This is a genomic window from Mycolicibacterium sp. MU0050, from assembly GCF_963378085.1.
GTDB lineage: Bacteria > Actinomycetota > Actinomycetes > Mycobacteriales > Mycobacteriaceae > Mycobacterium > Mycobacterium wendilense.
The window spans coordinates 5169363-5195667 of sequence record NZ_OY726395.1; the positions used below are offsets into that span (position 1 = coordinate 5169363).

Genomic DNA, 26305 nt, shown 5'->3' on the forward strand with positions numbered 1-26305 from the left:
GGCCGGGGACACGCCCGCTCGCGCTGAGGGAAGGGCTCGCTAGGCGACGATGTTGACCAGGCGGCCGGGCACCACGATGACCTTCTTCGGGGTGGCGCCGGCCAGGAAGGCCTGCACCTTCTCGTCGGCCACCGCGGCGGCCTCCAACGCCTCGGCGTCGGCGTCGGCGGGCACGGTGATGTGACCGCGGACCTTGCCGTTGACCTGGACCGGGTACTCGACGGTGTCCTCGACCAGATACGCCGGGTCGGCGACCGGGAAAGGCCCGTGCGCCAACGAGTTCGCGTTACCCATCCGCCGCCACAGCTCCTCGGCCAGGTGCGGAGCCAGCGGGGCGAGCATCAGCACCAGCGGCCCGATAGCCGCCCGGGAAGTCACCCCCGCCTTGGTCAGGTGATTGGTGTACTCGATCAACTTGGCCGCGGCGGTGTTGTTGCGCAGGTTCGCGTAATCCTCGGACACCCCGGCGATCGCGCGGTGCATCGCCCGCAGCGTCGCATCGTCGAGTTCGTCGTCGGTGACCCGCTCGGCGCCGGTGTTCTCGTCGACCACCAGGCGCCAAACCCGTTGCAGGAAACGGTAAGCGCCCACCACATCCTTGGTGGCCCACGGCCGCGAGGCCTCCAGTGGCCCCATCGACATCTCGTAGACGCGCAACGTGTCGGCGCCGTAGCCGTCGCAGATCTCGTCCGGTGAGATCGAATTCTTCAGGCTCTTACCGATCTTGCCGAACTCCTGGAAGACCTCGATCTCGCCGGACTCGGTGGGCAGGAAGAACTTTCCGTCCCGCTCGACGACGTCGGCGGCGGGCACATAGGCGCCCCGGGAGTCGGTGTAGGCGTGGGCCTGGATGTAGCCCTGGTTCACCAGGCGGCGGTACGGCTCGCTGGAACTGACGTGCCCCAGGTCGAAGAGCACCTTGTGCCAGAACCGCGAGTACAGCAGGTGCAGCACAGCGTGCTCGACACCGCCGACGTAGAGGTCGACGCCGCCCGGGTCGTCCGGGCCGTGCTCGGCGGGCCGCGGCCCCATCCAGTACCGCTCGTTCTCCTTGTCGCAGAACGTGTCCGGGTTGTGCGGGTCGCAGTACCGCAGCTCGTACCAGGAGCTTCCGGCCCACTGCGGCATGACGTTGGTGTCGCGGCTGTAGGGCTTCAACCCGTCACCCAGGTCCAGATCCACGTGCACCCAGTCCCCCACCTTGTTCAGCGGCGGCGACGGTTCGGTGGAGGCGTCGTCGGGGTCGAAGAGCACCGGCGAGTAGTCGGCGATGTCGGGCAACTCCACCGGCAACGCGGACTCGGGCAGCCCATGCGCGCGGCCGTCGGCGTCGTAGACGATGGGGAACGGCTCGCCCCAGTACCGTTGCCGGGCGAACAGCCAGTCCCGCAGCTTGTACTCGACGCGCTGCCGGCCGCGCCCGTCGGCCGCCAGCTTCTCGGCCATGGCCGCCTTGGCCGTGGCGACGTCCATTCCGTTGAGGAAACCGGAGTTCACCAGGGTGCCGTCACCGGTGTGGGCGCCCTGCGAGATATCGCCGCCGGCAACCACTTCCACGATCGGCAGGCCGAACTCGGTGGCAAAATCCCAGTCCCGCTGATCGCCGCTGGGGACGGCCATGATGGCGCCGGTGCCGTAGCCGGCCAGCACGTAGTCCGCGATGAAGATCGGCACCGGGGCGTCGTTGGCCGGGTTGGTGGCGTAGGCACCCAGGAAGACACCCGTCTTGGTCTTGTTCTCCTGGCGCTCCAGATCCGACTTGGCGGCAATCGCGGTCCGGTAGGCGGCGACGGCCTCCCGCGGGTTCGCGGCGCCATAGGTCCACCGCTCGTCGACCCCGTCCGGCCAGGCGTCGACCACCAACTGATCCACCAACTCGTGCTCGGGCGCCAGCACCAGATACGTCGCGCCGAAGAGGGTGTCCGGCCGCGTGGTGAACACCTCGATGTCACCGGCCGGCGAATCGAACAGCGCGCTGGCACCGGTGGACCGGCCGATCCAGTTGCGCTGCATGCTCTTGACCTTGTCCGGCCAGTCCAGCACCTCGAGGTCGTCGAGCAGCCGATCGGAGTACGCGGTGATCCGCATCATCCACTGCCGCAACCGCTTCCGGAACACCGGGAAGTTACCGCGCTCGCTGCGGCCGTCGGCGGTGACCTCCTCGTTGGCCAGCACCGTGCCCAGGCCGGGACACCAGTTGACCATCGAATCCGAGCGGTAGACCAGCCGATGACTGTCCACCACGTCGGCGCGCGCCCCGGCGTCCAGTTCCGACCAGATCCGGCCGTCGTCGAGAGTCCTTGTGCCGGACTCGAACTCGGCGATCAGCTCGGAGATCGGCCGCGCCTTCTGCGCGGCGGTGTCGAACCAGGCGTTGTAGATCTGCAGGAAGATCCACTGCGTCCACTTGTAGTAGTCGACGTCGGTGGTGGAGAAGCTGCGCCGCGAATCGTGGCCCAACCCCAGCCGGCCCAGTTGCCGCTGGAAGTTGACGATGTTGGCCTCGGTCCGGGTCCGCGGGTGGGTGCCGGTCTGGATGGCGTACTGCTCGGCGGGCAGGCCGAACGCGTCGAAGCCCAGCGCGTGCAGCACGTTGCGGCCGGTCATCCGGAAGTAGCGCGCGTAGACGTCGGTGGCGATGTAGCCGAGCGGGTGACCGACGTGCAGACCGTCGCCGGACGGGTACGGGAACATGTCCTGGACGAACAGCTTGTCCGCCGGCACCGGGGAACCGTCGGCCGGAGCCAGCGACCCGACCGGGTTGGCGACGTGAAAGGTGCCGCGCTGCTCCCAGAGCTGCTGCCAGTCCCGCTCGATCCGGCCCGCCAGCTCCGCGGTGTAGCGGAATTGCGGTGCGTCGGATTCGGCTCCGGGGCTCTGGGGTTCGGTCACCCAGACAGGGTATAAGGGCTGCGCCGCGGGCCAAAAAGCGCCGAACACCAGTGACCTGGGCAACAGCTTGGTCTCGGTTGCGTTGCGGGGACATCAGGGGTTGGTTCCAGCTGTATTCCAGGTCGTCGGGACCCCTGGTTGGCGCCCGGAGCCGGGGTTAGGGTCGGCCCCTACGAAGGGGGTGGGTATGCGCCCCGCAATCGAATGCGGAAACCTTTTCCGCCGCCTGGAAGGGGACGGTCAGAACATGTTCTCCAAGGCCCATAGCTGGCGGGTTGTGGCAGGTGGCGCCGCCGCCGGGGTCGCTTGCGTGGTGGGGTTCGTCGGGTCGACCACCGCCGCGGCCGACCCGGTGCTGCCCGCGCCGCCGGCCCCCGTACCGGCGCCGGTCACGGTCACCCAAACGGTCACCGCCGAGCCCGTCGTGGCCGGCACCGCGCCGTCGGCCGCGGCAGTTCCGCAGGGCTCGGCGGCCCTGCTGGCCGCCCCCGCGGTCCCGACGCTGGTCCCGGCCACGTCCGGGACGCTGCACGAGTTCTTCGCCGAGAAGGGCGTCACCCTGGAACCGCAGGATCCGCGCGTGTTCGAGGCGCTGCACATCACCCTGCCGATGCCGCCGGGGTGGACGCAGGTCCCGGATCCCAACGTCCCCGACGCCTTCGTGGTGATCGCCGACCGGGCCAGCGGCGGCCTGTACACCTCGAACGCGCAGGTGGTGATCTATCGCCTGGTCGGAGACTTCGATCCGAAGGAAGCCATCACCCACGGCTTCGTCGACAGCCAGCAGCTGCCGGCCTGGCGGTCCACCGATGCGTCCCTGGCCGACTTCGGCGGCTTCCCGTCGGCGCTGATCGAGGGGACCTACACCGAGAACGAGCTGCCGCTGAACACCTCGCGGCGCCACGTCATCGCCCACGCCGGCGCCGACCGTTATCTGGTGTCGTTCGCGGTGACCACCGCGGTGAGTCAGGCCGTGGCCAGCGCCGACGCCACCGACGCGATCGTGAACGGGTTCCGGGTGACCGATCCGGCCGCGCCGACCGCCCTGCCCGCGGCCCCGGCTCCCGCCGCCCCGGCCGATCCGGGTGCGGTGCTCCCCGGCGCCGCCGACGTCCCCGCCGCCGTCGGTGTGATGGCGCCCGGCGCGGTCGCCCCGGCCGCCGTCGCCCCCGGGGCCTACGCTCCAGCTCCGGCGGCGCCGGTCCAGCCGGCCCCCGCGGCGGCGCTGCCGGGGCTGCCCGCACCCACCGGATAGCGGTGATCGGCGGCCACCTCGTTAAGGTGGCCCCTATGTTGATCGCCGGAGTGCTGTGCCTGTGCGCGGCCATTGCCTCGGCGGGATTCGGATTGTGGACGCTGACCCGACCCCCCGCCGACGACCTGTCGCAGCAGGTTCGACGCGCCGTGGCGCCCACCCAGCTGGCCGCCGCGGCGATGCTGGCCGCCGGTGCAGCGGTCGCGTTGGCCGGCAGCGGACCGGCCACCACCGTGGTCCTGGTCGTCTGCGTGCTCGGCGCCGTCGGCACGGTGGCCGCCGGTTCGTGGCGGGGCGCCCGCTACATGGTCGCGCAGGCCGCCGCGGCCACCCCGGAATCCGATGCGTGCGCGGGCAGCTGCGCGGCCTGCACGCTGTCGTGCCACTGAGCGGCCCGGCGATGAGTACCGAACAATGAGCACCGAAAACTTTCCCTCGGCGACCACGCTGCCGGCCAAGGACATCGGCCGGTTGCTGCTGCGCTGCGCCGACCGGCCCGGCCTGGTGGCTGCCATCAGCGCGTTCCTGTCCGACGCCGGGGCCAACATCATCTCGCTGGACCAGCATTCGACCACGCAAACCGGCGGCACGTTCATGCAGCGCACCATCTTTCACATGGCCGGGCTGTCCGCCGCCCGCGACGCGCTGGAACGCGACTTCGCCGCGCAGGTGGCCGAACCGTTCGGGATGGAGTTCCGGCTCACCGAGGCCGCCAAACCCAAGCGCGTCGCCATCATGGCCTCGCGTGAGGACCACTGCCTGCTGGATCTGTTGTGGCGCAACCGTCGCGGCGAGCTGGACATGTCGGTGGCGATGGTGATCTCCAACCACCCCGACCTGGCCGATCAGGTCCGGCCGTTCGGGGTGCCGTTTTTGCATGTGCCCGCGCACAAGGACATTCGGGCCGAAGCGGAGTCGCGCCAGCTGGACCTGCTGCGCGGCAACGTCGACCTGGTGGTGCTGGCCCGGTACATGCAGATTTTGTCGGGCCGGTTCCTCACCGAGGTCGGTTGCCCGCTGATCAACATCCATCACTCGTTCCTGCCGGCCTTCGTCGGCGAGGCGCCCTACCGCAAGGCCCGGGAGCGCGGCGTCAAGCTGGTCGGCGCCACCGCGCATTACGTCACCGAGGAACTCGACGAGGGCCCGATCATCGAGCAGGACGTGGTGCGGGTGGATCACCGCCACACTGTCGACGACCTGCGACGGCTCGGCGCGGACGTGGAACGCGTGGTGCTCTCCCGGGCGGTGCTGTGGCACTGCGAGGACCGCATTGTCCAGCACGGGAACCAGACGATCGTCCTCTAAAGGCCGGCGCTTCAGAGCATCTTGATCAGGTGCCGGGTGCCCGCCTGCAGTGACTGCAGCAGGTCGGCGTCGCTGATGTCGGCAAGGTTGGGATCGATGGCGGCCGTGTAGATGCCGTTGACGATCATCGCCAGGATCACCCGGCCGTGGGTGTCGAGGTTGCCGCCGGTGACCAGCGCCGTGAACTGCTCGACCGTCGCCGCCAACTCCGGGCGTGATTGGACCAGGCTGTCGACGGCCGGGTCGCCGTAGAGCACGGCGGCCAGACGCCGGTGCCGCACGCACATCTCGATCAGGCCGCTGACGACCACGTCGCGGCGAGCCTCCGCGGTGGACAGGGCCTCGGCGATGGTCACCAACCGGGCCATGTCGTCGTAGATGGGTTCGACGACCGCGAGAACCAGGTCTTCCTTGGACCGGAACTGGTAGTAGACAGCGGCCTTACCGACCCCGAGGCGCGCGGCGATCATCTGCAACGACGTGCCGTTGACGCCGTGCTCACCGAACAACGCCATGGCGGCCTCGAGCACGCGCTCGCGCGCGGTGCCCCGGCCCAGGACCGACCTCGCCATGCGCTACTCCTGTCCCCCTGAGTTCTCCGACCCACCGGAACATTAGCCAATTCGAATCCCGCGCGACCACCAACGGCCAACTCGTCACATCCGTTTGTCTAGGTGATTCCAGTCACTAGGCCGGTTCTACTTAGCCGTTCGACTTGCTTGGCGGCGGGGCGGCTAGATAGCTTGTGCCAAGCGTGCTGACGCCTCACGCTTCGCGTCGCCCGAGGTGCGCCTCAGCTTCAACCCGTCTAAGGAGTCTCGATGAAGCGGATACGCAAAGCGTGGCTTCCGTTGCTGATCATCGCCGTGCTGCTGGTGGTCGGCTTCTCCGTAGACCGGCTCCGCGGCATCTTCGCGTCCGAGCCGGCGCTGGTGACACCGGTGAACTTTGCGAACGATCCCGATCCTTTCAACCCAAAAGTGTTGACCTACGAGCTATTTGGCCCGGAAGGGGCGTCCGTGGACGTGAACTACGTCGACCTCGAATCTCAGCCACAGCGGATCGACGGGGCGACGCTGCCGTGGTCGCTCACGCTGGAGACCACCGAACCCTCGGTCGCCGCACACCTCGTCGCCCAGGGGCGGACGACCCGGCTGGGTTGCCGCGTGATCGTCGACGGTGAGGTGCGCGACGAGCGGATCGTCACCGGCACCAACGTCCAGACCTTCTGCATCGTGAAGTCCGCATGAGCGCGCCCGTGGACCAGGTGCCGCCCACCGACCCGATCCCGGTGCCCGTCTACCGGCAGGCGCACTTCGGCCGGATCGGCCGCACGATCCGCATCATGGCGATCCCGCTGATCCTGATCTGGATCGCCATCGCCGCGTTCGTCAACGTCTCCGTCCCCCAGTTGGAGGCGGTCGGAGAGATGCGCTCGGTCTCCATGAGCCCGTCGGAGGCCCCCGCGGTGATCGCCACGCAGCGCGTCGGCGAGATCTTCCAAGAGTACGAATCCAACAGCTCGATGATGATCGTGATGGAGGGCCAGGAGCCGCTCGGCGACGATGCCCGCGCGTTCTACGCCGAGCTGCTCGCCAAGCTCGAGGCCGACACGAAACACGTCGAGCACGTGCAGGACCTGTGGAGCGATCCGCTCACCGCCTCAGGCGTCCAGAGCGGCGACGGTAAGGCCGTCTACATCCAGGTGAACCTCGTCGGCAACCAGGGCGAAAGCCGGGCCAACGACTCGGTTTTCGCCGTCCAGGACTTGATCGCCGATACGCCCCCGCCGGCGGGGGTCGACGTTTTCGTCACCGGCGCCTCGGCCATGTCGGCCGAACAGCAGGAGGCCAGCCACACCAGCATGCGGTTGGTGGAGATGATCACCTTCGCGGTGATCATCACCATGCTTTTGATCATCTTCCGCTCCATCGTGACCTCGCTGCTGATGCTGGTGATGGTGATCGTCAGCCTGCTGACCGTGCGCGGTGTCGTGGCCTTCCTCGGCTACCACGACGTAATCGGTCTCTCGACGTTCGCCACCGGCCTGCTGGTCACCCTGGCCATCGCGATTGCCGTCGATTACGCCATCTTCCTGATCGGCCGCTACCAGGAAGCCCGCCGGGACGGCGAAGATGTCGAATCGGCCTACTACACCATGTTCGGCGGCACGGCCCACGTGATCGTCGGTTCCGGGCTGACGATCGCCGGCGCGACGTTCTGCCTGAGCTTCACCCGGCTGCCCTACTTCCAGACGCTCGGTGTGCCGCTGGCGATCGGCATGATCGTATTGATCATCACCGCAATGACTTTCGGCCCGGCCATGATCACCGTCGCGAGTCGCTTCGGGCTGCTCGAGCCCAAAGGCAAGTCCGGAGAACGGCTCTGGGGCCGGATCGGCACCTCCGTCGTGCGCTGGCCGGGACCGATCCTGATCGCCTCGGTGGCGGTGTCGATGGTCGGGTTGCTGGCGCTCACGGGCTACCAGACCAGTTACAACGAGCGCAACTATCTGCCCGACGACATGGGCTCCAACCTCGGGTATGCCGCGGCGGAGCGGCACTTCTCCCCGGCGCGCCTGAATCCGGAAATCCTGATGGTGGAGTCCGATCGGGACCTCCGTAACCCGGCGGACTTCCTGGTGATCGAGAAGATCGCCAAGGCGATCTTCAAGGTCGAGGGCATCGGGCGGGTGCAGACCATCACCCGTCCCGACGGCACACCGTTGGAGAACACCTCCATTCCGTTCATCATCAGCCAGCAGAGCAACATCCAACGCCTCAACGACAAGTACAACGAGGACCGCACCGCGGACATGCTGCTGCAGGCCGAGGACATGCGGAAGACCATCGACAACATGGAGAAGATGCAGACCATCACCGTCGAGATGGCCGAGACCACCAACAAGATGGTGAACAACATGGAGGGGATGGTTCTCGACGTCCAGGAGATGCGCGACAGCATCGCCAACTTCGACGACTTCTTCCGCCCCATGCGCAACTACTTCTACTGGGAACCGCACTGCTACAACATCCCGGTGTGCTGGGCGCTGCGCTCGATCTTCGATGTCATCGACGGAATCGACGTGATGACAGCGGGTCTCGAGGAAATGATGCCGCAGATGCGGCGCCTCAACGAACTGATGCCGCAGATGGTCGCGATCATGCCCGAGATGACCGACACCATGAAACGCATGCGGGAGATGATGCTGACCATGCAGCAGACCCAGGCGGGTATGCAGGAGCAGCAGCGCATCATGCAGGAGAACTCCACCGAGATGGGCGAGGCCTTCAACGCGGCCATGAACGACGACTCGTTCTTCCTGCCGTCCGAAGCGTTCGACAACCCCGACTTCGCAAGGGGATTGGAGCAGTTCCTGTCGCCGGACGGGCACGCGGTGCGGTTCATCATCAACCACGAGGGCGACCCGATGACCTCGGACGGCATCGGGAAGATCGAACCCATCAAGACCGCGGCCAAGGAGGCCATCAAGGGCACGCCGCTGGAAGGCTCGACGATCTATCTCGGCGGCACCGCGTCCACGTTCAAGGACATGGCCGACGGCACCACCTACGACCTTCTCATCGCCGGCATCGCCGCGATAGCACTGATCTTCATCATCATGCTGATCCTCACCCGGGCCGTCATCGCCGCCGCGGTGATCGTGGGCACCGTCGTGCTGTCCCTCGGCGCCTCGTTCGGGATGTCAGTGCTGCTGTGGCAACACCTGCTGGGCATCGAACTGCACTGGATGGTCATGCCGATGGCGGTCATCATCCTGCTGGCCGTGGGTGCCGACTACAACCTGCTGGTGGTGTCCCGGATGCGAGAGGAAATCCATGCGGGCCTGAACACCGGGATCATCCGCGCCATGCGCGGCAGCGGTTCCACGGTGACGGCCGCCGGCATGGTGTTCGCGTTCACGATGATGGTCATGGTGGTCAGCGATCTGACCGTCATGGGTCAGGTCGGCACCACCATCGGCCTGGGACTGTTGTTCGACACCTTCGTGATTCGCGCGTTCATGACGCCGTCGATCGCCGCGTTGATCGGTCGCTGGTTCTGGTGGCCGCAGCGGGTGCGGCAGCGCCCGAGGCCGCAGGCCTGGCCCGCGGGACTACAGGCGCATCCGCAGCAGAGCCTGTAAGTGTGTCTGACCGCGAGCGCTCACCGGTGTACAGATTTCGCGGATTCTGCGGACACGGGTGAGCGCTCGCGGCGACGCTCAGTTGCGACTGGTGTCGACCGGATGGGTGGCCAGCATCGCCAACGGCATCGGCTGACGGCGCAGGATCCGTGCCCACAGGTCAACCTTCGGCTCCACCAGCACGTCAGAGGGCAACGCGGACAACACAATCCAATCGTCGCGCTCGATCTCGCCCTCGAGCTGACCGATGGTCCACCCGGAGTACCCTGCGAAGATCCGCACACCCTCGAGCACCGGGGCCAACTCGTCGGGATCGGCGTCGAGGTCCACCATGACGATGCGGCCCGACACGTGCCGCAGCCCGGGCACGCCGTCGGCGTCGACACCCACCCGCAGCGTCCCGAGGCACAGGGCGGCATCGCGCTTCACCGGCCCGCCCACGAACATGGTCTTGGGTTTGGCGGTGAGCTTGGCCCATTGCGGCAGCACGTTGTAAACCGCCATCTCGCTGGGCCGGTTCAGGATGACCCCCAGCGTGCCGCCGTCGTTGTGTTCCACGACGTAGATGACGCTGCGCCGGAAGGTCGGTTCCAACAGGTCGGTGTTGGCCAGCAGCAGCGTCCCGGCGCGCACCCGCTGCGCCGCGGGGGCGACGAAGTCCTCGGGGTCTTCGGGCTGAGCCATCCATCCATCATGGCACCCATCACCTTCGGTGTGGACATCAAGCGCCGGACACATCGACATTTGTAGGGTGAGGTTCCGCCGAACCGCGCGGTGGACGGTGCGCGCGGCCGGCGTCACCACGGCAAGGGAGTGCTCGCTGTGACCAACCCGCGCCGCTCGCTGGCCGGCCTGCGGTCCGTGCGCGGCCTCCCGCTGTTCCGGCGGCTCCTCGAACTGCGGATCGCCAGCCAGTTCGGCGACGGCCTGTTCTCCGCCGGGCTGGCCGGCGCGCTGCTGTTCAACCCCGAGCGCGCCGCCAACCCGTGGGCCATCGCCGGGGCGTTCGCGGTGCTGTTCCTGCCCTATTCGCTGCTGGGCCCGTTCGCCGGGGCGCTGCTGGATCGCTGGGATCGGCGGTTGGTCCTCGTCGGCGCCAACACCGGCCGGCTGGTGCTGATCGTCGGCGTCGGCGCGCTGCTGGCCACCCACTCCAGCGACGTCGCGGTGCTGTGCTGCGCGCTGCTGGTCAACGGCTGCAGCCGGTTCGTCGGCTCCGGGCTGTCGGCCGCGCTGCCCCACGTCGTGCCCCGCGACCAGGTGGTGTCGATGAACTCGGTGGCCATCGCCGCGGGCGCGCTCGCCGCGTTCGCCGGCGCCAACTTCATGCTGGTGCCGCGCTGGTTGATCGGCGCCGACGACGCCGGGGCCGCGGCCGTCATCTTCCTGGTCACGATCCCCGTGACGATCGCCCTGGTGCTGGCGCTGCGGTTCCCCGCCCGGTCGCTGGGTCCCGACGACACCGCCCGCGCCGTCGGGGGCTCGGCGATCTACGCCGTGGCCACCGGCTGGGTGCACGGGGCGCGCACGGTGCTGGCCGTCCCGGCGGTCACCGCCACCCTGGCCGGTCTGGCCGTACACCGGATGGCCTTCGGCATCAACACCCTGCTGGTGCTCGTCATCGTCCGGCACACCGACGTGCCGTCCGTGGACGTCGCCGGCCTGGGCACGGCCGTGCTGTTCGTGGCCGCCACCGGCACCGGGTCCTTCCTGGCGACCGTGCTGACGCCGGCCGCGGTGCGCCGCTGGGGCCGCTACGCCACCGCCAACGGCGCGCTGGGGGCCGCGGCGGCGGTGCAGCTGGCCGGCGCGACGCTGCACCTGCCGGTGCTGGTGCTGTGCGGGTTCGTGCTCGGCGGCCTGGGACAGGTGGTCAAGCTGTGCGCGGACAGCGCGATGCAACTCGACGTCGACGACGCGTTGCGCGGGCATGTGTTCGCCGTGCAGGACTCGCTGTTCTGGGTCTCTTTCATCGCCGCGGTGACCGCCGCGGCGGCCGTCATCCCCGCCGACGGGCAGGCGCCGGTACTGGCGGTGGCCGGAGCGCTGCTGTATCTGAGCGGGCTGGCCGTGCACGCGGCCGTCGGACGTCTACGGTGACACCATGGGCGCAGCCGGACCGATCCTGGACGACCTGGCGGCCGAGAGCGACGAACTCGACGGCCTCGTCGCGCCGCTGACCGCCGAGCAGTGGCGCGCGCCGACCCCGGCGCCGGGGTGGACGGTCGCGCACCAGATCGCACACCTGCTGTGGACCGACCGCGTCGCGCTGATCTCGGTGACCGACGAGCCCGGATTCGCCGACGTGCTGGCCACCGCGGCGGCCGATCCCACCGGCTTCGTCGACGCCGCCGCCGCCGAGCTCGCCGCCGACGCACCCCAGCCGCTGCTGACCGAGTGGCGCGCCACCCGCGCGGCACTGCACGAGGCGCTGCGCGGGGTGCCCGACGGCCGCAAGCTGCTGTGGTTCGGCCCGCCGATGGGCGCCGCCTCGATGGCCACCGCGCGGCTGATGGAGACCTGGGCCCACGGCCTGGACGTCGCCGACGCGCTCGGGGTGCAGCGCGCTCCCACGGCGCGACTCAAGTCGATCGCGCACATCGGCGTGCGCACCCGCGACTTCGCCTACACCGTGCACGGCGAAACGCCGCCCAGTGCACCGTTTCACGTGGAACTACGCGCGCCCGACGGCGGCACCTGGACGTGGGGACCGGCCGACGCCGACCAGCGCATCACGGGTTCGGCGGCCGACTTCTGCGCCCTGGTCACCCAGCGCCGGGCGCTGCGCGACCTCGACGTGGTCGCCCACGGCGCCGACGCGCAGCACTGGTTGACGATCGCGCAGGCGTTCGCAGGCCCGCCCGGCTCGGGCCGCTGAGCGCGCCAGCGCGAAAGCGGAGCCGAGCCGAATCAAACACCGCGAGCGCCGCTGAGCGCGCTCACAGGGCCGCGGCGTCGTCGGCGGCGCCGTCGCCGTCGGCGTCCACCAGCTTGAGGTCCATCCGGCCGTCACCGTCGACATCGACGTAGCCCACCGACTTGTCCTCGGCGATCACCCGGTCGGCCAGGCCGTCCCCGTCACTGTCGAGCAGCCGGTCGTGCGCCACCCCGTCGGCGTCGAAATCCACGAGCGGACCGCCGGAATGTTCCACCCCGTCCAGCGAGTACCACCGCAGCGGGGACCCCGTTCCCGGCGCCGCGGCGGCCAGCGCCCAGGAGCCCGATCCGTCGTCGGTGAACCATGCGGCGGCGGGGTCCGCGAAATCCAGGACGGCGTGGTCGGCGAGGCCGTCGTCGTCGAGGTCGACCAGGGCGTCGTCGGACAGGCCGTCGTCGTCCAGGTCCACCCCGACCCCGTCCAGGACGCCGTCGCCGTCGATATCGACGTCCGGGGCGGCGGTCCACATCGAAGCGGTGCCGTCGCCGGCACCCAAGCAGTAATCCATACCGGGATCAGACGGTTGAGCCGCCCTCGGCGTTCCACCATTTCAACAATTCGGCCTCGGCCTCCTCGCGGCTGAGCGGTCCGCGCTCCATCCGCAGTTCCTTGAGGTGGTTCCAGGCGCGGCCGACCTGCGGGCCGGCGGGGATGTCCAGCAGCCGCATGATCTCGTTGCCGTCGAGGTCGGGCCGGACCCGCTGCAGGTCCTCCTTGGCGGCGAGTTCGGCGATGCGCTGCTCGAGGTCGTCGTAGTTGGCCTGCAGCCGGGCGGCGCGGCGCTTATTGCGGGTGGTGCAGTCCGCCCGGACCAGCCGATGCAGCTGGTTCAGCAGCGGGCCGGCGTCGGTGACGTAGCGGCGGACCGCCGAATCCGTCCAGCGCCCGTCGCCGTAGCCGTGGAACCGCAGGTGCAGATACACCAGCTGGGACACGTCGTCGACCATCTGCTTGGAGTACTTCAGGGCCCGCAGGCGCTTGCGGGCCATCTTCGCCCCGACCACCTCGTGGTGGTGGAAGCTGACGCCGCCGCCCGGCTCATGGCGGCGGGTCGCGGGCTTGCCGATGTCGTGCAGCAGCGCCGCCCACCGCAGCACCAGGTCCGGCACCCCGTCCTCCAGATCGATGGCCTGGCGCAACACCGTCAGCGAATGCTGGTAGACGTCCTTGTGCTGGTGGTGCTCGTCGATGGCCATCCGCATGGCGCCGATCTCCGGCAGCACCTGCTCGCCCATCCCGGACTCGACCATCAGGTCGATGCCGGCCACCGGGTCGGCACCCAGGAGCAACTTGTCGAGTTCCGCGGCGATCCGCTCGGCGGTGATGCGGCCCAGTTCCGGCGCCATCCGCTCGATCGCGGCGCGCACCCGCGGGGCCACCGTGAACTCCAGTTGCGAGACGAACCGGGCGGCGCGCAGCATGCGCAGCGGGTCGTCGCCGAAGGACACCTCGGGGGCCGCGGGGGTGTCGAGCACCCGGGCGCGCAGCGCGGCCAACCCGCCCAGCGGGTCGACGAACTCCCCTACCCCGCCGGGCGCGGCCGGGTCGATCCGCACGGCCATCGCGTTGACAGTGAAGTCGCGGCGGACCAGGTCGTCGTCGAGGCGCTCGCCGAAGCGCACCTCCGGATTGCGTGACACCTGGTCGTAGGTGTCGGCCCGGAACGTGGTGATCTCCACCCGGTGACCCTGGCGCGCCGCGCCCACGGTGCCGAACTCGATGCCGGTGTCCCACATGCCGTCGGCCCACGGGCGCAGGATGCGCTGCACCGCGTCGGGGCGGGCGTCGGTGGTGAAATCCAGATCGGTGCCCAGCCGGCCCAGCAGCGCGTCGCGGACACTGCCGCCCACCAGGTAGAGCTCCTGGCCGGCCTCGCTGAACAACGCACCGAGTTGTTGCAACGGCTCCGCGTGCCGCTGCAACGCCACCACCGCGCGCGCCAGCAATGCGGCGTCGTCCTCGGCGGGAGGGGCGGCGGCGGCACTGCGTGGACGGGGCTCGGACACGTTCGAGGAGCCTAATGGGCCGTACCGACCACGGCCTAATACCTCCTCCGCTACGAGCCGGTCTCGATATCGCAGCAGCGGCGAGTGGCGGCCGGAGGCCGCCGCCCTGGCAGCTACTATCGCTTGGGTGTCCGAAGGCGAACAGGCCAAACCGCGACGGCGCCGGGGGCGGCGTCGCGGTCGTCGTGCCGCCGGACCCGCTCAAGCGCCGGCCGACGCACAGTCCGACAGTCCGCGCGAGGCCACCCCCAAGACGGCCGTGAACACCCCCAACGTCGTCGCGGCGGCGCGCCCCACGGCGCCGCCCGGCAAGAACCGCCGCGCCCGGCCGCCGCGCCTGCGCACCGTGCACGAAACCTCCGCCGGCGGCCTGGTGATCGACGGCATCGACGGGCCGCGCGATGAACAGAGCGCCGCCCTGATCGGCCGCCTCGACCGCCGGGGCCGGATGTTGTGGTCGCTGCCGAAGGGCCACATCGAGCAGGGCGAGACCGCCGAGCAGACCGCGATCCGCGAGGTGGCCGAGGAAACCGGTATCCAGGGCACCGTGCTGGCCGCGCTTGGCAGCATCGACTACTGGTTCGTCACCGAGGGTCGCCGGGTCCACAAGACCGTGCACCACTACCTGCTGCGCTGCACCGGCGGTGAGCTGTCCGACGAGGACGTGGAGGTCAGCGAGGTGGCCTGGGTGCCGCTGTCCGAACTGCCCACCCGCCTCGCCTACGCCGACGAGCGCCGGCTCGCCGAGGTCGCCGGCGAGCTGATCCACACCCTGCAGACGCACGGGCCCGAGGCGCTGCCGCCGCTGCCGCCGAGTTCGCCGCGGCGGCGGCCGCAGGCCCACTCCCGCACCCGTGACCGCCGCGATGGCCCCCGCCCGGATCGCCGCGGCGAGCGGCGCGGCGACCGCCAGATCGATCGCCGCACTGACGAATCCGCGCCGGGTCGGACGAACGGTTGCGGAAAGTCGCCATGACCCCGCCGCGGCGCCGGCGGCACGCGGCGGCACGCATCGCGACCCTGCTGGCGATCCTGACGATGTTGCTCGTGCCGGCCGCGCTCCCCCAGGCTTTCGCCGAACCACCCGACGACGACTCCGGCGCCGACGCCTTCGTGGTGATCACCCTCGACAGCGTCGACCCGAACGTGGTCACCACCGCCAGCAGCCCCACCGTCACCGTCACCGGCACCGTGTCCAACGTCGGCGACCGCACCGTCCGCGATGTCATCGCCCGCCTCGAACACGCCCCGGCGGTCGGCACCGCCGAAGCGTTGCGCACCAGCCTGACCGGTGGCACCGCGCAGTTCGCGGCGGTCGGCGAATTCGTCACCCTCGCCGAAAAACTCGACCGCGGCCAGGAGGTCCCCTTCCGGTTCAGCTACCCGCTGCGCTCGGACAGCGAGCCGGCGCTGAATGTCACCGAACCCGGGGTTTATCCGCTGCTGGTCAACGTCAACGGCACGCCCGACTACGGCGCGCCGGCCCGGCTCGACTACGCCCGGTTCCTGTTACCGGTGCTCGGCGTGCCCAGCGAGACCGCCGACGCCGACGCCCCCACCGTCAGCGCGCTGGACCTCGAGGGTGTCGTCCCGCCGGACACCCGTAAGCCGGTGGCGATGACCATGCTCTGGCCGCTGGCCGACCGTCCCCGCCTGGCCCCCGGGGTGCCCGGCGGCACCTCGCCGGTGCGGTTGATGGACGACGAGCTGGCGACCTCGCTGGCCCCCGGCGGCCGCCTGGACACGCTGCTGGGCGCGGCCGAGTTCGCCACCAGTGGTCCGGTGGACCCGGGCGGGGAGGTCGGCCGGGCGTTATGTCTGGCAGTCGACCCGGACCTGCTGGTCACCGTGAACGCCATGACCGGCGGCTACGTGGTGGCCGACGCCGCCGACGGGCTGGGCGCCGCCAGCCACCCGGGCACCGGGCAGGCCGCGGCGGTCGGCTGGTTGGAGCGGCTGCGCGCCCTGGCCGCGCGGATGTGCGTGGTCGCGACCCCGTACGCGCAGGCCGACCTGGACGCGTTGCAGCGGGTCAACGATCGCGGGCTCAACCACTTCGACACCGTGGTCGCCGCGGACCTCGTCGACCAGTTGCTCGGGGTGCAGTCGATGCGCGGCGCCACCCTGGTCGGTGACGGGCCGCTGACCCGACGCGTGGTGGACCTGTTGGGCGCCCAGGGCAACACCGTGGCGATCGCGGCCGCCGACGCCACCGCCGGAGATCCCGCCGACCTCGCGGTGCGGCGGGTGTCCGAGCGGGTGGTCGCCGCGCCGTTCGACCCGGCGGTCGGCGCCGCGCTGGCCGCCGCGGGCCAGGCTCCCGTCGCACCGAACTATCTGGACGACTCGTTGGCCGTGCCGCAGCGCGACGGTGCCCAAGTGGCCCGCCGCCAGGACGCGCTCGGCGCCATGCTGTGGCGCAGTCTCGATCCGCAGACCGAGCCGCGCCGCCAGATCCTGATGCCGCCGCTGAAGTGGAATCTCGGTCCCGACGACGCCCAGGCGATCCTGACCACGCTGGCGACGACCATCCGCTCCGGATTGGCCACCGCGGCCCCGCTGCCCGCGGTGATCGCGGAGGCGGCGGCGACCCCGCCGCCCGTCGACGAGGACGCGATCTCGAGCATCGGGGCGCAGACCCGGTTCGCCGACGACGTGGTCAACACCATCGCCGGGCAGGTCGGCCGGTTGTGGGGCCTGACCGCGGCACTGACCACCAACGAACAGACCGGCCTGACCGGCGTGCAGTACACCGCGCCGCTGCGCGAGGACATGCTCCGCGCGCTGAGCCAGGCGGAGCCCCCCGCGGTGCGCAACCAGCTGGCGGCCCAGCGGCTGGCCGTGGTCGGCGGGACCATCGACGATCTGTTCGGCGCGGTGACGATCGTCAACCCCGGGGGTTCCTACACCCTGGCCACCGAACGCAGCCCGCTGCCGTTGGCGCTGCGCAACGATCTGGCGGTACCGATCCGGGTCCGCCTGCTGGTCGACGCGCCGCCGGGCATGACGGTCACCGACATCGGCGAGCAGGAGCTGCCGCCGGGCTTCCTACCGATCCACATCCCGGTCGAGGTGCACTTCAGCCAGCGGGTGGCCGTCGACGTCGCGTTGCGCACCGCCGACGGGCTGCCGCTGGGCGAGCCCGTGCGGCTGTCCGTGCACTCCAACGCCTACGGCAAGGTGCTGTTCTTCATCACCCTGGCCGCGGCGGCGGTCCTGATCACCCTGACCGCGCGGCGGTTGTGGCACCGTTTCCGGGGTCAACCCGACCCCGCCGACCTCGATCGGCCAGAATCCTCCCGGTCGGAACCCGCCGAGCAGAACCTCCACGATGAACGCACCCCATGACGCCCGGCGCCGAAGCGCCCCCGGCATCGCGCCGCCGCCGCCGGCCGTCACCGGCCCACCGAAACGGCCGGTCCGGCCGGAGCTGAGCGACTCCGCCGTCGTCTCCCGCTCCTGGGGCATGGCCGTCGCGACCCTGGTCAGCCGGATCACCGGCTTCATCCGCATCGTGTTGCTGGCGGCCATTCTGGGCGCCGCGCTGTCGAGTTCGTTCACCATCGCCAATCAACTGCCCAACTTGGTCGCGGCCCTGGTGCTGGAGGCGACGTTCACGGCGATCTTCGTGCCCGTGCTGGCCCGCGCCGAACGCGACGACCCCGACGGGGGCGCGGCGTTCGTGCGCCGGCTGGTCACCCTGGCGACGACGCTGCTGCTGGTCACCACGGTGTTGTCGGTCGCCGGGGCGCCGCTGCTGGTGCGGCTGATGCTGGGCAGCCACCCGCAGGTCAACGAGCCGCTGACCGTGGCCTTCGCCTATCTGCTGCTACCGCAGGTGATCTTCTACGGGCTCTCGTCGGTGTTCATGGCGATCCTGAACAACCGCAACGAATTCCGCGCTCCGGCGTGGGCCCCGGTGGTCAACAACGTGGTGGCCATCGCCACGTTGGGGCTGTATCTGGTGGTGCCGGGGGAACTCTCGGTGGACCCGGTCGAGATGGGCAACGCGAAGCTGTTGGTGTTGGGGATCGGTACCACGTTGGGCGTGGTGGCGCAGACCGCCGTGCTGCTGATCGCCATCCGCCGCGAGCGCATCAGCCTGCGGCCGCTTTGGGGGATCGACGAGCGCCTGAAGCGATTCGGTGCGATGGCCGCCGCCATGGTGCTCTACGTGATCATCAGCCAGATCGGACTGATCGTCGGCAACCAGATCGCCAGCGGCGCCGCGGCTTCCGGGCCCGCGATCTACAACTACACCTGGCTGGTGCTGATGCTGCCGTTCGGCATGATCGGCGTGACGGTGCTGACGGTGGTGATGCCGCGGCTGAGCCGCAACGCGGCCGCCGACGACGGACCCGCGGTGCTCGCCGACCTGTCGCTGGCGACCCGGCTGACCATGATCACCCTCATCCCCATCGTGGCGTTCATGACGGTCGGCGGACCGGCGATGGGCAGCGCCCTGTTCGCCTACGGCAACTTCGGTTCGGTGGATGCGAACTACCTGGGCATCTCGATCTCCTTGTCCGCCTTCACGTTGGTGCCCTACGCGCTGGTTCTGTTGCAGCTGCGGGTGTTCTACGCCCGCGAGCAGCCGTGGATCCCGATCGCGATCATCGTGGTGATCACCATCGTCAAGATCGTGGCCTCGCTGCTGGCGCCGCACATGACGAGCAACCCGGACCTGGTGGCCGGATACCTCGGCCTGGCCAACGGTCTCGGCTTCGCCGCCGGCGCGGTCGCCGGTTACGTGCTGCTGCGCCGCGCGCTGCGCCCGCCCGGGGGCCGGCTGTTGGGGCTGCCCGTGGTCCGCACCCTGCTGGTGACCCTCGCCGCGTCGCTGCTGTCGGGGTTGCTGGGCTACGTCGCCGACACGTTGCTGGGGCTGTCCGCGCTGACCGAGGCGTGGGGCGGAGCGGGTTCGCTGTTGCGGCTGCTGGTGCTCGGCGTCCTGATGTTGCCGATCGTCGTGGCGGTCCTGCTGCTGGCGCGGGTGCCCGAGGCCGAGGCCGCCAAGGCGGCGGTGCTGCGCCGGCTACGGCCTGGTCACAAGGTAGCCGCAACTGGATCCGGTGCAGCTCAGTCGGATCCGCCCGGCAAACCGGTCCAGTACGCTGAGCAGAGCAATTTGCCCCAGTCGGCGTCGCCGTCGTCCCACGGCGCGGACCGGCCGGGGACCCCGGCAAAGGTTGCCGGGGTCGGCGGCACAGGAGGAGCGGTGGTGGACGACGAGCAGTCGAGAAAGCCGCTGACCGATGCCGCCGAGGGCGAGTCCGCCGACGCCGAACCGCCGCGGCGGCCTCGCGCAGACGTCGCCGGGGACCCCAGCCGGGAGCCGGTGGCGTTCGACCCGCCGAGCGAGCGCTCCGTCGACGGCGGCAACGACGACGTGTACCTGATCGCGGGTGCCAGCGTCGCCGACGGCCGCTACCGACTGCTGGTGTTCCACGGCGGCCCCGAGCACCTGCAGTTCTGGCAGGCGCTCGACACGGCGCTCGACCGTCAGGTCGCGCTGACCTTCGTCGACCCCGAGGGCGCGCTGCCCGCCGGCGAGGTACAGGAGATCCTCGCCCGGACAATGCGACTGAGCCGGGTCGAGGCGCTGGGCATCGCCCGAATCCTCGACGTCGCCGACACCGGCGCCGGCGGCCTGGTGGTATCGGAGTGGATCCGCGGCGGATCGCTGCAGGAAGTGGCCGACACCTCACCGTCACCGATCGGCGGCGCCCGGGCCGTCCAATCCCTGGCCGCCGCAGCCGAAGCCGCGCATCAGGCCGGGGTGGCGCTGTCGCTGGACCACCCGAGCCGGATCCGGGTCAGCGTGGACGGCGACGTGGTCCTGGCGTTCCCGGCCACCTTCCCGGACGCGACGCCCGAAGACGACATCCGCGGCACCGGCGCCGCGCTCTACGCGCTCTTGGTCAACCGCTGGCCGCTACCGGAAACCGGGACCCCCGGCGGGCTGGCCCCGGCCGACCTGGACGCCGCCGGCCAACCGGTGGAAACCCGCTCGATCGACCGGGCGATCCCGTTCCAGATCTCCGCCGCCGCGGCACGTTCGGTGCAGGAGGGCGGCGGGATCCGCACCGCCCCAACGCTGTTGAACCTGCTGCAGCAGACCACCGCGGTCGCCGACCGCACCGAGTTGATCGAACCCGTCGATCAGGACCGTTCCGGCCTGGGCGGCGCCGAGGCGGACGAGGAGACGCTCGCCCGCCGGCGCCGCGCCCTGCTGATCGGCGGGGGCATCGCCGGCGCCATCATCGTGGTGGCGCTGATCGTCCTGGCCACCGTGCTGGGCCGCATCTTCGGCGACGTCGGCGGCGGCCTCGACGGCGACCAGCTCGGCCTGAATCCACCGACCACGTCGAAAAGCACCCCCGCCCCCGCTGGGACAGAGGTCAAACCCACTGGCGTGACGGTGTTCTCACCGGGCGGCGGCGCCGACGCTCCGAGCCTGGCCCCGCTGGCCATCGACGGCGACCCCGACACCGTGTGGGCCACCGACACCTACTCGGATGCGGTGCCGTTCCCCGATTTCAAGAGCGGGGTGGGCCTGCTGCTCGCGCTGCCCGAGCCGACCAAGGTGGGCGAGGTGACCGTCGACCTGGCCAGCACCGGCACCCAGGTGCAGATCCGCTCGGCGTCGTCGGCCGCTCCGTCCACACTCGAGGACACCACCGCCTTGACAGAGCCCGCCACCATGCGGCGCGGCGAAAACACCATCGAGGTCAACGCCTCGGAGCCGACATCTTATGTGCTGGTGTGGATTTCGACCCTCGGGACCATCAACGGTGAGAGCCGCACCGACATCGCCGAGATCACCGTCCACGCCGCGGAGTGATCCGGCAAGCGGTTCTCCACAACCGCGGCGCGCGGTGAAGTGCCGCGGCCGGCCGGGCGACCTACCGTCCGGCGGATGGTCAGCACCGACTCCCCCGTTCCCGCCGCCGCACCCCGTTCCGACGCGGAGTTGTTGACCGCGCACGTCGCCGGCGACGCCGACGCATTCGCCGAACTGTTCGCCCGGCACCGGCCCCGCCTGACCCGGCTGGCGGCCCGCCGCAGCGACACCCCCGAGGACGCCGCCGACGCCCTGCAGGACGCCATGCTCGATGCCCACCGCCGCGCCGGCGGGTTCCGCCACCACGCCGCCGTCGGCAGCTGGCTGTACCGCATCGTCGGCAACGCCTGCATCGACCGGTTTCGGATGAACGCCGCACGCCGCGAACAGTGGTTCGACGAGGACGCCCACCCGGTCGAGGACCACACCGCCCAGATCGAGACGGCCCTGCTGGTCCGCGCCGCCCTGATGCGGCTGCCACCCACCCAGCGTGCCGCCGTGCTGGCGGTGGACATGCACGGTTATTCGGTGGGTGAGGCGGCGCGCCTGCTCGGGGTGCCGGAGGGCACGGTGAAGAGCCGCCGAGCACGCGCCCGCGCGCAACTGCGGCGGACGCTGGCACCCCGCCGCCGGCCCGACGACGGGCCTGCCGGACACTGATCGGGTGGCGTCCCCCTCGCCCGACGACGAAGCCGCCGCCCACCGCGTCGTAGGCATGGCGTCCGGTCGCGGGAATCACCGTGCGCGGCCCACGCTGAGCACCGCGCGGCGCACCGCCGCCGTGCTGGGCGGCGCCGCGGTCGTCGCGGCCGTCGGGGTGGGCAGCTTCGCGCTGGTGCACGCCCCCGGTCCGGTCCGGTCCACACCGAGTTCGGCGCAGCACATCACCGTCACCCCCACCGTGCCGCTACCCGAACCGGAGCTGCTGGCGCTGCTGCGCCGACCCCCCGACTATGGGGCGCTGACGGCCCCCGGGCGCCGCGCCGCCTGCCTGACCGGGCTCGGCTATCCGGCGTCGACCCGGGTGCTGGCCGCTCGTCCGCTCGAGGTCGAGGGGCAGCCGGGGGTCCTGTTGATCGTGCCGGGGGCCGACGACGCGGGCCTGAGTGTGGTCGTGGTGGCGCCGAACTGCAGCGCCGCCGACACCGGATTGTTGGCCCAGACCACGGTGTCCCGACCCGCGGCGCCGTGACGAGGCGATTTCTCGGGGTCGGCGGGCCTCCCGGCCGCCGCGGGCGTGCGACGATCGGCCTGCCCGGCCACGGCGCTGGAACACCCGCGCCTACGCTGGTGTTACTACACCTGTTCGGCCGATAACCCCAGGCCGCCCGCTCGAGAACCCAGAAAGGCCCGCATGAGCGCCAGTCCGACCGTCCACGAGGTCATCATCATCGGTTCCGGCCCGGCCGGTTACACCGCCGCGATCTACACCGCCCGCGCCCAGCTGGCGCCGCTGGTGTTCGAGGGCAGCGCTTTCGGCGGCGCCCTGATGACCACCACCGAGGTGGAGAACTACCCCGGTTTCAAGGACGGCATCCAGGGCCCCGACCTGATGGAACAGATGCGGGAGCAGGCGCTGCGGTTCGGCGCCGACCTGCAGATGGAGGACGTCGAGGCGGTGTCGTTGACCGGGCCCGTCAAGACCGTCACCACCGCCGGCGGGGAGACCTTCCATGCCCGCGCGGTGATTCTGGCCATGGGCGCGGCCCCGCGCTACCTCGGCGTTCCCGGGGAGCAGGAGTTGCTGGGCCGCGGCGTGAGCTCATGCGCCACCTGCGACGGCTTCTTCTTCAAGGACCAGGACATCGCGGTGATCGGTGGCGGTGACTCCGCCATGGAGGAGGCCACCTTCCTGACCAAGTTCGCCCGCAGCGTCACGTTGGTGCACCGCCGCGACGAGTTCCGCGCCTCCAAGATCATGCTGGAGCGCGCCCAGAACAACGAGAAGATCAAGTTCGTGACCAACACCCAGGTGGTGTCCGTGGAGGGCGGCGACACCGTCACGGGCCTGCGGGTCCGCGACACCGTCACCGGCGCCGAGTCGACCCTGCCGGTGACCGGCGTGTTCGTCGCGATCGGCCACGATCCGCGCTCCGAGTTGGTCCGCGACACGCTCGATCTCGATGCCGACGGCTACGTCCTGGTCCAGGGCCGGACGACGGCGACCTCGGTGGAGGGCGTGTTTGCCTCGGGTGACCTGGTGGACCGCACCTACCGGCAGGCCATCACCGCCGCGGGCAGCGGCTGTTCAGCCGCCATCGACGCCGAGCGCTGGCTCGCCGAGACCAGCGACGAGAACACCGACCTGATTGGAGCTCAGCAATGACCGCAGAGGCGCAGGCCACCGTCGAGGTAACCGACGATTCGTTCGCAGCCGACGTGCTGCAGAGCAATACCCCTGTCCTGGTGGACTTTTGGGCCACCTGGTGCGGACCGTGCAAGATGGTCGCCCCGGTGCTCGAGGAAATCGCCGCGGAGAAGTCCGGGCAGCTGACCGTCGCCAAGCTCGACGTGGACGCCAACCCGACCACCGCCCAGCAGTTCTCCGTGGTGTCGATCCCGACGATGATCCTGTTCAAGGACGGCGAGCCGGTGAAGCGGATCGTCGGCGCCAAGGGCAAGGCGGCGCTGCTGCGCGAACTCGGCGACGTAGTTAGCTGAGCATCCGCCGCCGCACGGGCCTCACCGACGCGTGAGGCTCGCGCACTGGCCTGGTGTTTTCCCGATTCCGGTACAGGTCTGCGACAATATTGGCAGTCTGTCTTGCCAAGGTCGACGTTCTTGGCGGACGCCGACCACCGTGACCGAAGGGCCCTAACCGATGTCGAGTCCCCGCCACGGAGACACTCCAGACGTGCTCCGTCTCGGAGACCGCGGCCTCGCTGTGACCGAGATCCGCGCCGCTCTCGCCGCGCTGGGTCTGGTCGACAACCCGGACTCGGATCTGACCACCGGCCGACACGTGGCCGCCGATCTGTTCGATGCGGAACTCGACGAGGCGGTGCGCGCCTTCCAGCAGCACCGCGCGCTACTGGTCGACGGCATCGTCGGCGAGGCCACCTACCGCGCCATCAAGGAAGCCTCCTACCGGCTGGGGGCCCGCACCCTCAACCATCAGTTCGGCGCCCCGATGTACGGCGACGACGTCGCCACGCTGCAGGCGCGGCTGCAGGACCTCGGTTTCTACACCGGCCTGGTCGACGGGCACTTCGGATTGCAGACGCACAACGCCTTGATGTCCTACCAGCGCGAGTACGGGCTGGCCGCCGACGGGATATGCGGGCCGGAAACGTTGCGCTCCCTGTACTTTCTGGGATCGCGGGTCACGGGCGGCTCACCGCACGCGATCCGGGAAGAGGAGCTGGTCCGCCGCTCCGGTCCCAAGCTGTCCGGCAAGCGGATCATCATCGATCCGGGTCTGGGCGGCCAGGACACGGGTGTCATCGCCCAGGGTCCGCACGGTCCGATCAGCGAAGCGGACATCTTGTGGGACTTGGCCAGTCGGCTCGAAGGCCGGATGACCGCCATCGGCATGGAGACGTTCCTGTCCCGGCCGGCCAACTTCGGACCCACCGACGCACAGCGTGCCGACACCGCCAACGGAGTGGGCGCCGACCTGATGATCAGTCTGCGATGCGCGCGTCAGCCGAGTCCGGCCGCCAACGGTGTCGCCTCGTTCCACTTCGGTAACTCGCACGGCTCGGTGTCGACCATTGGCCGCAATCTCGCCGATTTCATTCAGCGTGAGGTGGTGGCGCGCACCGGGTTACGCGATTGCCGTACCCACGGTCGGACCTGGGATCTGCTGCGGCTGACCCGGATGCCCAGCGTCCAGGTGGACATCGGCTACATCAGCAACCCCCGGGACCGTTCCATGTTGGTCTCGACCCAGACCCGTGACGCCATCGCCGAGGGCATCCTGGCCGCCGTCAAGCGGCTCTACCTGTTGGGCAAGAACGACCGTCCGACAGGAACTTTCACCTTCGCCGAGCTGCTCGCCCACGAACTGTCGGTGGAGCAGGCCAGCCGCTAGAGCTGACCCGGTCTGCCTGGTTTCTCCTCCGGGCGAACGACTTTCGGCTTCCGTCAGCCGTCAGCCGGCGTTGGCCGCGCCCACCGGCTGGGACAGCTCCACCGGATTCAACAGCCGCTCCAGTGCGGCTTCGACCTCGGCCTTCCAGCCCAACCCCTTGTCGAGCTCCAGCCGCAACCGCGGAAAGTAGCGATGCGGCGAGACCACGACAAACCCGACCTCGCGCAAAAACTCCGCGTCGATCATGCAATGCTCGAACGAGCATTCGCCGAGTGCCTCCACCGCGGACCTGGTCTCCGGGTCGGTCCTGGCCGGATCGATCGTGTCGGCCTCGGCGGTGCGGCCGAACGCCTCCAGTGCGCGCACGCCGCGTCGGACGAGCTCCGCGACAACCTGCGCGATCAATGTGTGCGGTAGCCCGTCGGACTCCCAGCCCTGCTCCACCCCCATCGAGGTCAACAGGACCGCATCGGCGCCGACAGGTCCGGTGGGCATACGCTGCGCCCGCGGCACCGCATTCGGCGGCGCGTAGAGGATGTACCCGGCGCACGGGGCCTCGTCGTCGGTGGCCTCCGCCGTGCCCGCGCGGGGCGGGCCAGCCAACGCCACCTGACCGCACGACCCCCACTCGAGCATGACCATCGACAGCCACGCTTCCTTCTCGAACTCGGGATCGGTGAGGTGATCCTCGCGGCCCACGATGTCCGGATCGACCTCCCAGAACACACACCGTCGGGCGTGCTTGGGCAACTGCTCGAAAGCTTCGAGCCGAAGCGGCGAGATACGAGCAGACACTAGGTTTTCAGGCCTTTCTGCGAGGCCGCGGTGCGCGGCAGCCCTTCCAGGATAGGAGAGGAACCGGATTTCCCACCAGTAGCGCCG

Annotated in this window: 21 protein-coding genes; 15 read left to right on the forward strand and 6 right to left on the reverse strand. The window is 70.1% G+C overall.

Features of this window, described 5'->3' with window-relative positions:
* Nucleotides 1-39 precede the first annotated feature (39 nt).
* Nucleotides 40-2892 carry a leucine--tRNA ligase gene (gene leuS / locus R2K23_RS24580; RefSeq protein ID WP_316513381.1) on the reverse strand — a complete coding sequence of 951 codons (2853 nt, stop codon included), beginning with the start codon at nucleotides 2890-2892 and terminating at the stop codon, nucleotides 40-42.
* Between the two features lie 247 nt (nucleotides 2893-3139).
* On the opposite strand from leuS, the gene R2K23_RS24585 reads away from it, so the two are divergent.
* Genes R2K23_RS24585 through purU form a run of 3 tightly spaced genes read left to right on the forward strand, consistent with a single transcriptional unit; the run spans nucleotide 3140 to nucleotide 5455 of the window.
* On the forward strand, nucleotides 3140-4147 hold the full coding sequence (locus R2K23_RS24585; RefSeq protein ID WP_316517544.1) for an LpqN/LpqT family lipoprotein: 1008 nt from the start codon (nucleotides 3140-3142) through the stop codon (nucleotides 4145-4147).
* 35 nt (nucleotides 4148-4182) lie between these two features.
* Nucleotides 4183-4536: a hypothetical protein gene (locus tag R2K23_RS24590; RefSeq protein ID WP_316513382.1), complete on the forward strand. Its 354-nt coding sequence runs from the start codon at nucleotides 4183-4185 to the stop codon at nucleotides 4534-4536.
* A gap of 25 nt (nucleotides 4537-4561) precedes the next feature.
* Nucleotides 4562-5455: a formyltetrahydrofolate deformylase gene (purU, locus tag R2K23_RS24595; RefSeq protein WP_316513383.1), complete on the forward strand. Its 894-nt coding sequence runs from the start codon at nucleotides 4562-4564 to the stop codon at nucleotides 5453-5455.
* Nucleotides 5456-5466: 11 nt separating this feature from the next.
* Here the strand turns inward: purU and R2K23_RS24600 are convergent, their stop codons facing one another.
* The gene (locus R2K23_RS24600; protein ID WP_316513384.1) at nucleotides 5467-6027 is read right to left on the reverse strand and encodes a TetR/AcrR family transcriptional regulator; all 561 of its coding nucleotides are present in this window, start codon (nucleotides 6025-6027) and stop codon (nucleotides 5467-5469) included.
* A gap of 249 nt (nucleotides 6028-6276) precedes the next feature.
* On the opposite strand from R2K23_RS24600, the gene R2K23_RS24605 reads away from it, so the two are divergent.
* Together R2K23_RS24605 and R2K23_RS24610 are read left to right on the forward strand one after the other, a co-directional pair.
* Nucleotides 6277-6705, forward strand: a complete 429-nt coding sequence (locus R2K23_RS24605) for an MmpS family transport accessory protein (RefSeq protein ID WP_316513386.1) — start codon at nucleotides 6277-6279, stop codon at nucleotides 6703-6705.
* Nucleotides 6702-9602: an MMPL/RND family transporter gene (locus R2K23_RS24610; protein WP_316513388.1), complete on the forward strand. Its 2901-nt coding sequence runs from the start codon at nucleotides 6702-6704 to the stop codon at nucleotides 9600-9602. Before R2K23_RS24605 ends, R2K23_RS24610 begins: the two co-directional genes overlap by 4 nt.
* A gap of 78 nt (nucleotides 9603-9680) precedes the next feature.
* On the opposite strand, the gene R2K23_RS24615 is transcribed toward R2K23_RS24610, so the two are convergent.
* Complete coding sequence (locus R2K23_RS24615) at nucleotides 9681-10286, reverse strand: YqgE/AlgH family protein (protein WP_316513389.1); 606 nt, start codon at nucleotides 10284-10286, stop codon at nucleotides 9681-9683.
* A 138-nt stretch (nucleotides 10287-10424) separates the two neighbouring features.
* Between R2K23_RS24615 and R2K23_RS24620 the strand changes: the two genes are divergently transcribed.
* Together R2K23_RS24620 and R2K23_RS24625 are read left to right on the forward strand one after the other, a co-directional pair.
* Entirely contained in the window at nucleotides 10425-11702 is a 1278-nt protein-coding gene (locus R2K23_RS24620) for an MFS transporter (protein WP_316513391.1), read from the forward strand.
* Between the two features lie 4 nt (nucleotides 11703-11706).
* Nucleotides 11707-12480, forward strand: a complete 774-nt coding sequence (locus R2K23_RS24625) for a TIGR03084 family metal-binding protein (RefSeq protein ID WP_316513393.1) — start codon at nucleotides 11707-11709, stop codon at nucleotides 12478-12480.
* Nucleotides 12481-12541: 61 nt separating this feature from the next.
* Here the strand turns inward: R2K23_RS24625 and R2K23_RS24630 are convergent, their stop codons facing one another.
* Together R2K23_RS24630 and R2K23_RS24635 are read right to left on the reverse strand one after the other, a co-directional pair.
* The gene (locus R2K23_RS24630) at nucleotides 12542-13048 is read right to left on the reverse strand and encodes a pullulanase (RefSeq protein WP_316513396.1); all 507 of its coding nucleotides are present in this window, start codon (nucleotides 13046-13048) and stop codon (nucleotides 12542-12544) included.
* 7 nt (nucleotides 13049-13055) lie between these two features.
* On the reverse strand, nucleotides 13056-14546 hold the full coding sequence (locus tag R2K23_RS24635) for a CCA tRNA nucleotidyltransferase (protein WP_316513398.1): 1491 nt from the start codon (nucleotides 14544-14546) through the stop codon (nucleotides 13056-13058).
* Nucleotides 14547-14673: 127 nt separating this feature from the next.
* On the opposite strand from R2K23_RS24635, the gene R2K23_RS24640 reads away from it, so the two are divergent.
* The 8 genes from R2K23_RS24640 (at nucleotide 14674) to R2K23_RS24675 (ending at nucleotide 25423) form a co-directional block, all read left to right on the forward strand.
* Nucleotides 14674-15522: an NUDIX hydrolase gene (locus R2K23_RS24640; RefSeq protein WP_316513400.1), complete on the forward strand. Its 849-nt coding sequence runs from the start codon at nucleotides 14674-14676 to the stop codon at nucleotides 15520-15522.
* Entirely contained in the window at nucleotides 15519-17894 is a 2376-nt protein-coding gene (locus tag R2K23_RS24645) for a hypothetical protein (RefSeq protein ID WP_316513402.1), read from the forward strand. The genes R2K23_RS24640 and R2K23_RS24645 overlap by 4 nt, the downstream gene beginning before the upstream one ends.
* Nucleotides 17878-21390: a murein biosynthesis integral membrane protein MurJ gene (gene murJ / locus R2K23_RS24650; RefSeq protein ID WP_396892728.1), complete on the forward strand. Its 3513-nt coding sequence runs from the start codon at nucleotides 17878-17880 to the stop codon at nucleotides 21388-21390. The genes R2K23_RS24645 and murJ overlap by 17 nt, the downstream gene beginning before the upstream one ends.
* Before the next feature lie 75 nt (nucleotides 21391-21465).
* Complete coding sequence (gene sigM, locus R2K23_RS24655) at nucleotides 21466-22050, forward strand: RNA polymerase sigma factor SigM (RefSeq protein ID WP_316513404.1); 585 nt, start codon at nucleotides 21466-21468, stop codon at nucleotides 22048-22050.
* 4 nt (nucleotides 22051-22054) lie between these two features.
* Nucleotides 22055-22582 carry a hypothetical protein gene (locus R2K23_RS24660; RefSeq protein ID WP_316513406.1) on the forward strand — a complete coding sequence of 176 codons (528 nt, stop codon included), beginning with the start codon at nucleotides 22055-22057 and terminating at the stop codon, nucleotides 22580-22582.
* A 162-nt stretch (nucleotides 22583-22744) separates the two neighbouring features.
* Nucleotides 22745-23716 (forward strand): thioredoxin-disulfide reductase, encoded by a 972-nt coding sequence (gene trxB / locus R2K23_RS24665; protein ID WP_316513407.1) that lies wholly within the window; start codon nucleotides 22745-22747, stop codon nucleotides 23714-23716.
* Entirely contained in the window at nucleotides 23713-24051 is a 339-nt protein-coding gene (gene trxA, locus R2K23_RS24670) for a thioredoxin (protein ID WP_316513408.1), read from the forward strand. Before trxB ends, trxA begins: the two co-directional genes overlap by 4 nt.
* A 160-nt stretch (nucleotides 24052-24211) precedes the next feature.
* Nucleotides 24212-25423: an N-acetylmuramoyl-L-alanine amidase gene (locus R2K23_RS24675; RefSeq protein WP_316513410.1), complete on the forward strand. Its 1212-nt coding sequence runs from the start codon at nucleotides 24212-24214 to the stop codon at nucleotides 25421-25423.
* Between the two features lie 60 nt (nucleotides 25424-25483).
* Here the strand turns inward: R2K23_RS24675 and R2K23_RS24680 are convergent, their stop codons facing one another.
* Nucleotides 25484-26218: an acetyltransferase gene (locus R2K23_RS24680; RefSeq protein ID WP_316513412.1), complete on the reverse strand. Its 735-nt coding sequence runs from the start codon at nucleotides 26216-26218 to the stop codon at nucleotides 25484-25486.
* Nucleotides 26219-26305: the final 87 nt, after the last annotated feature.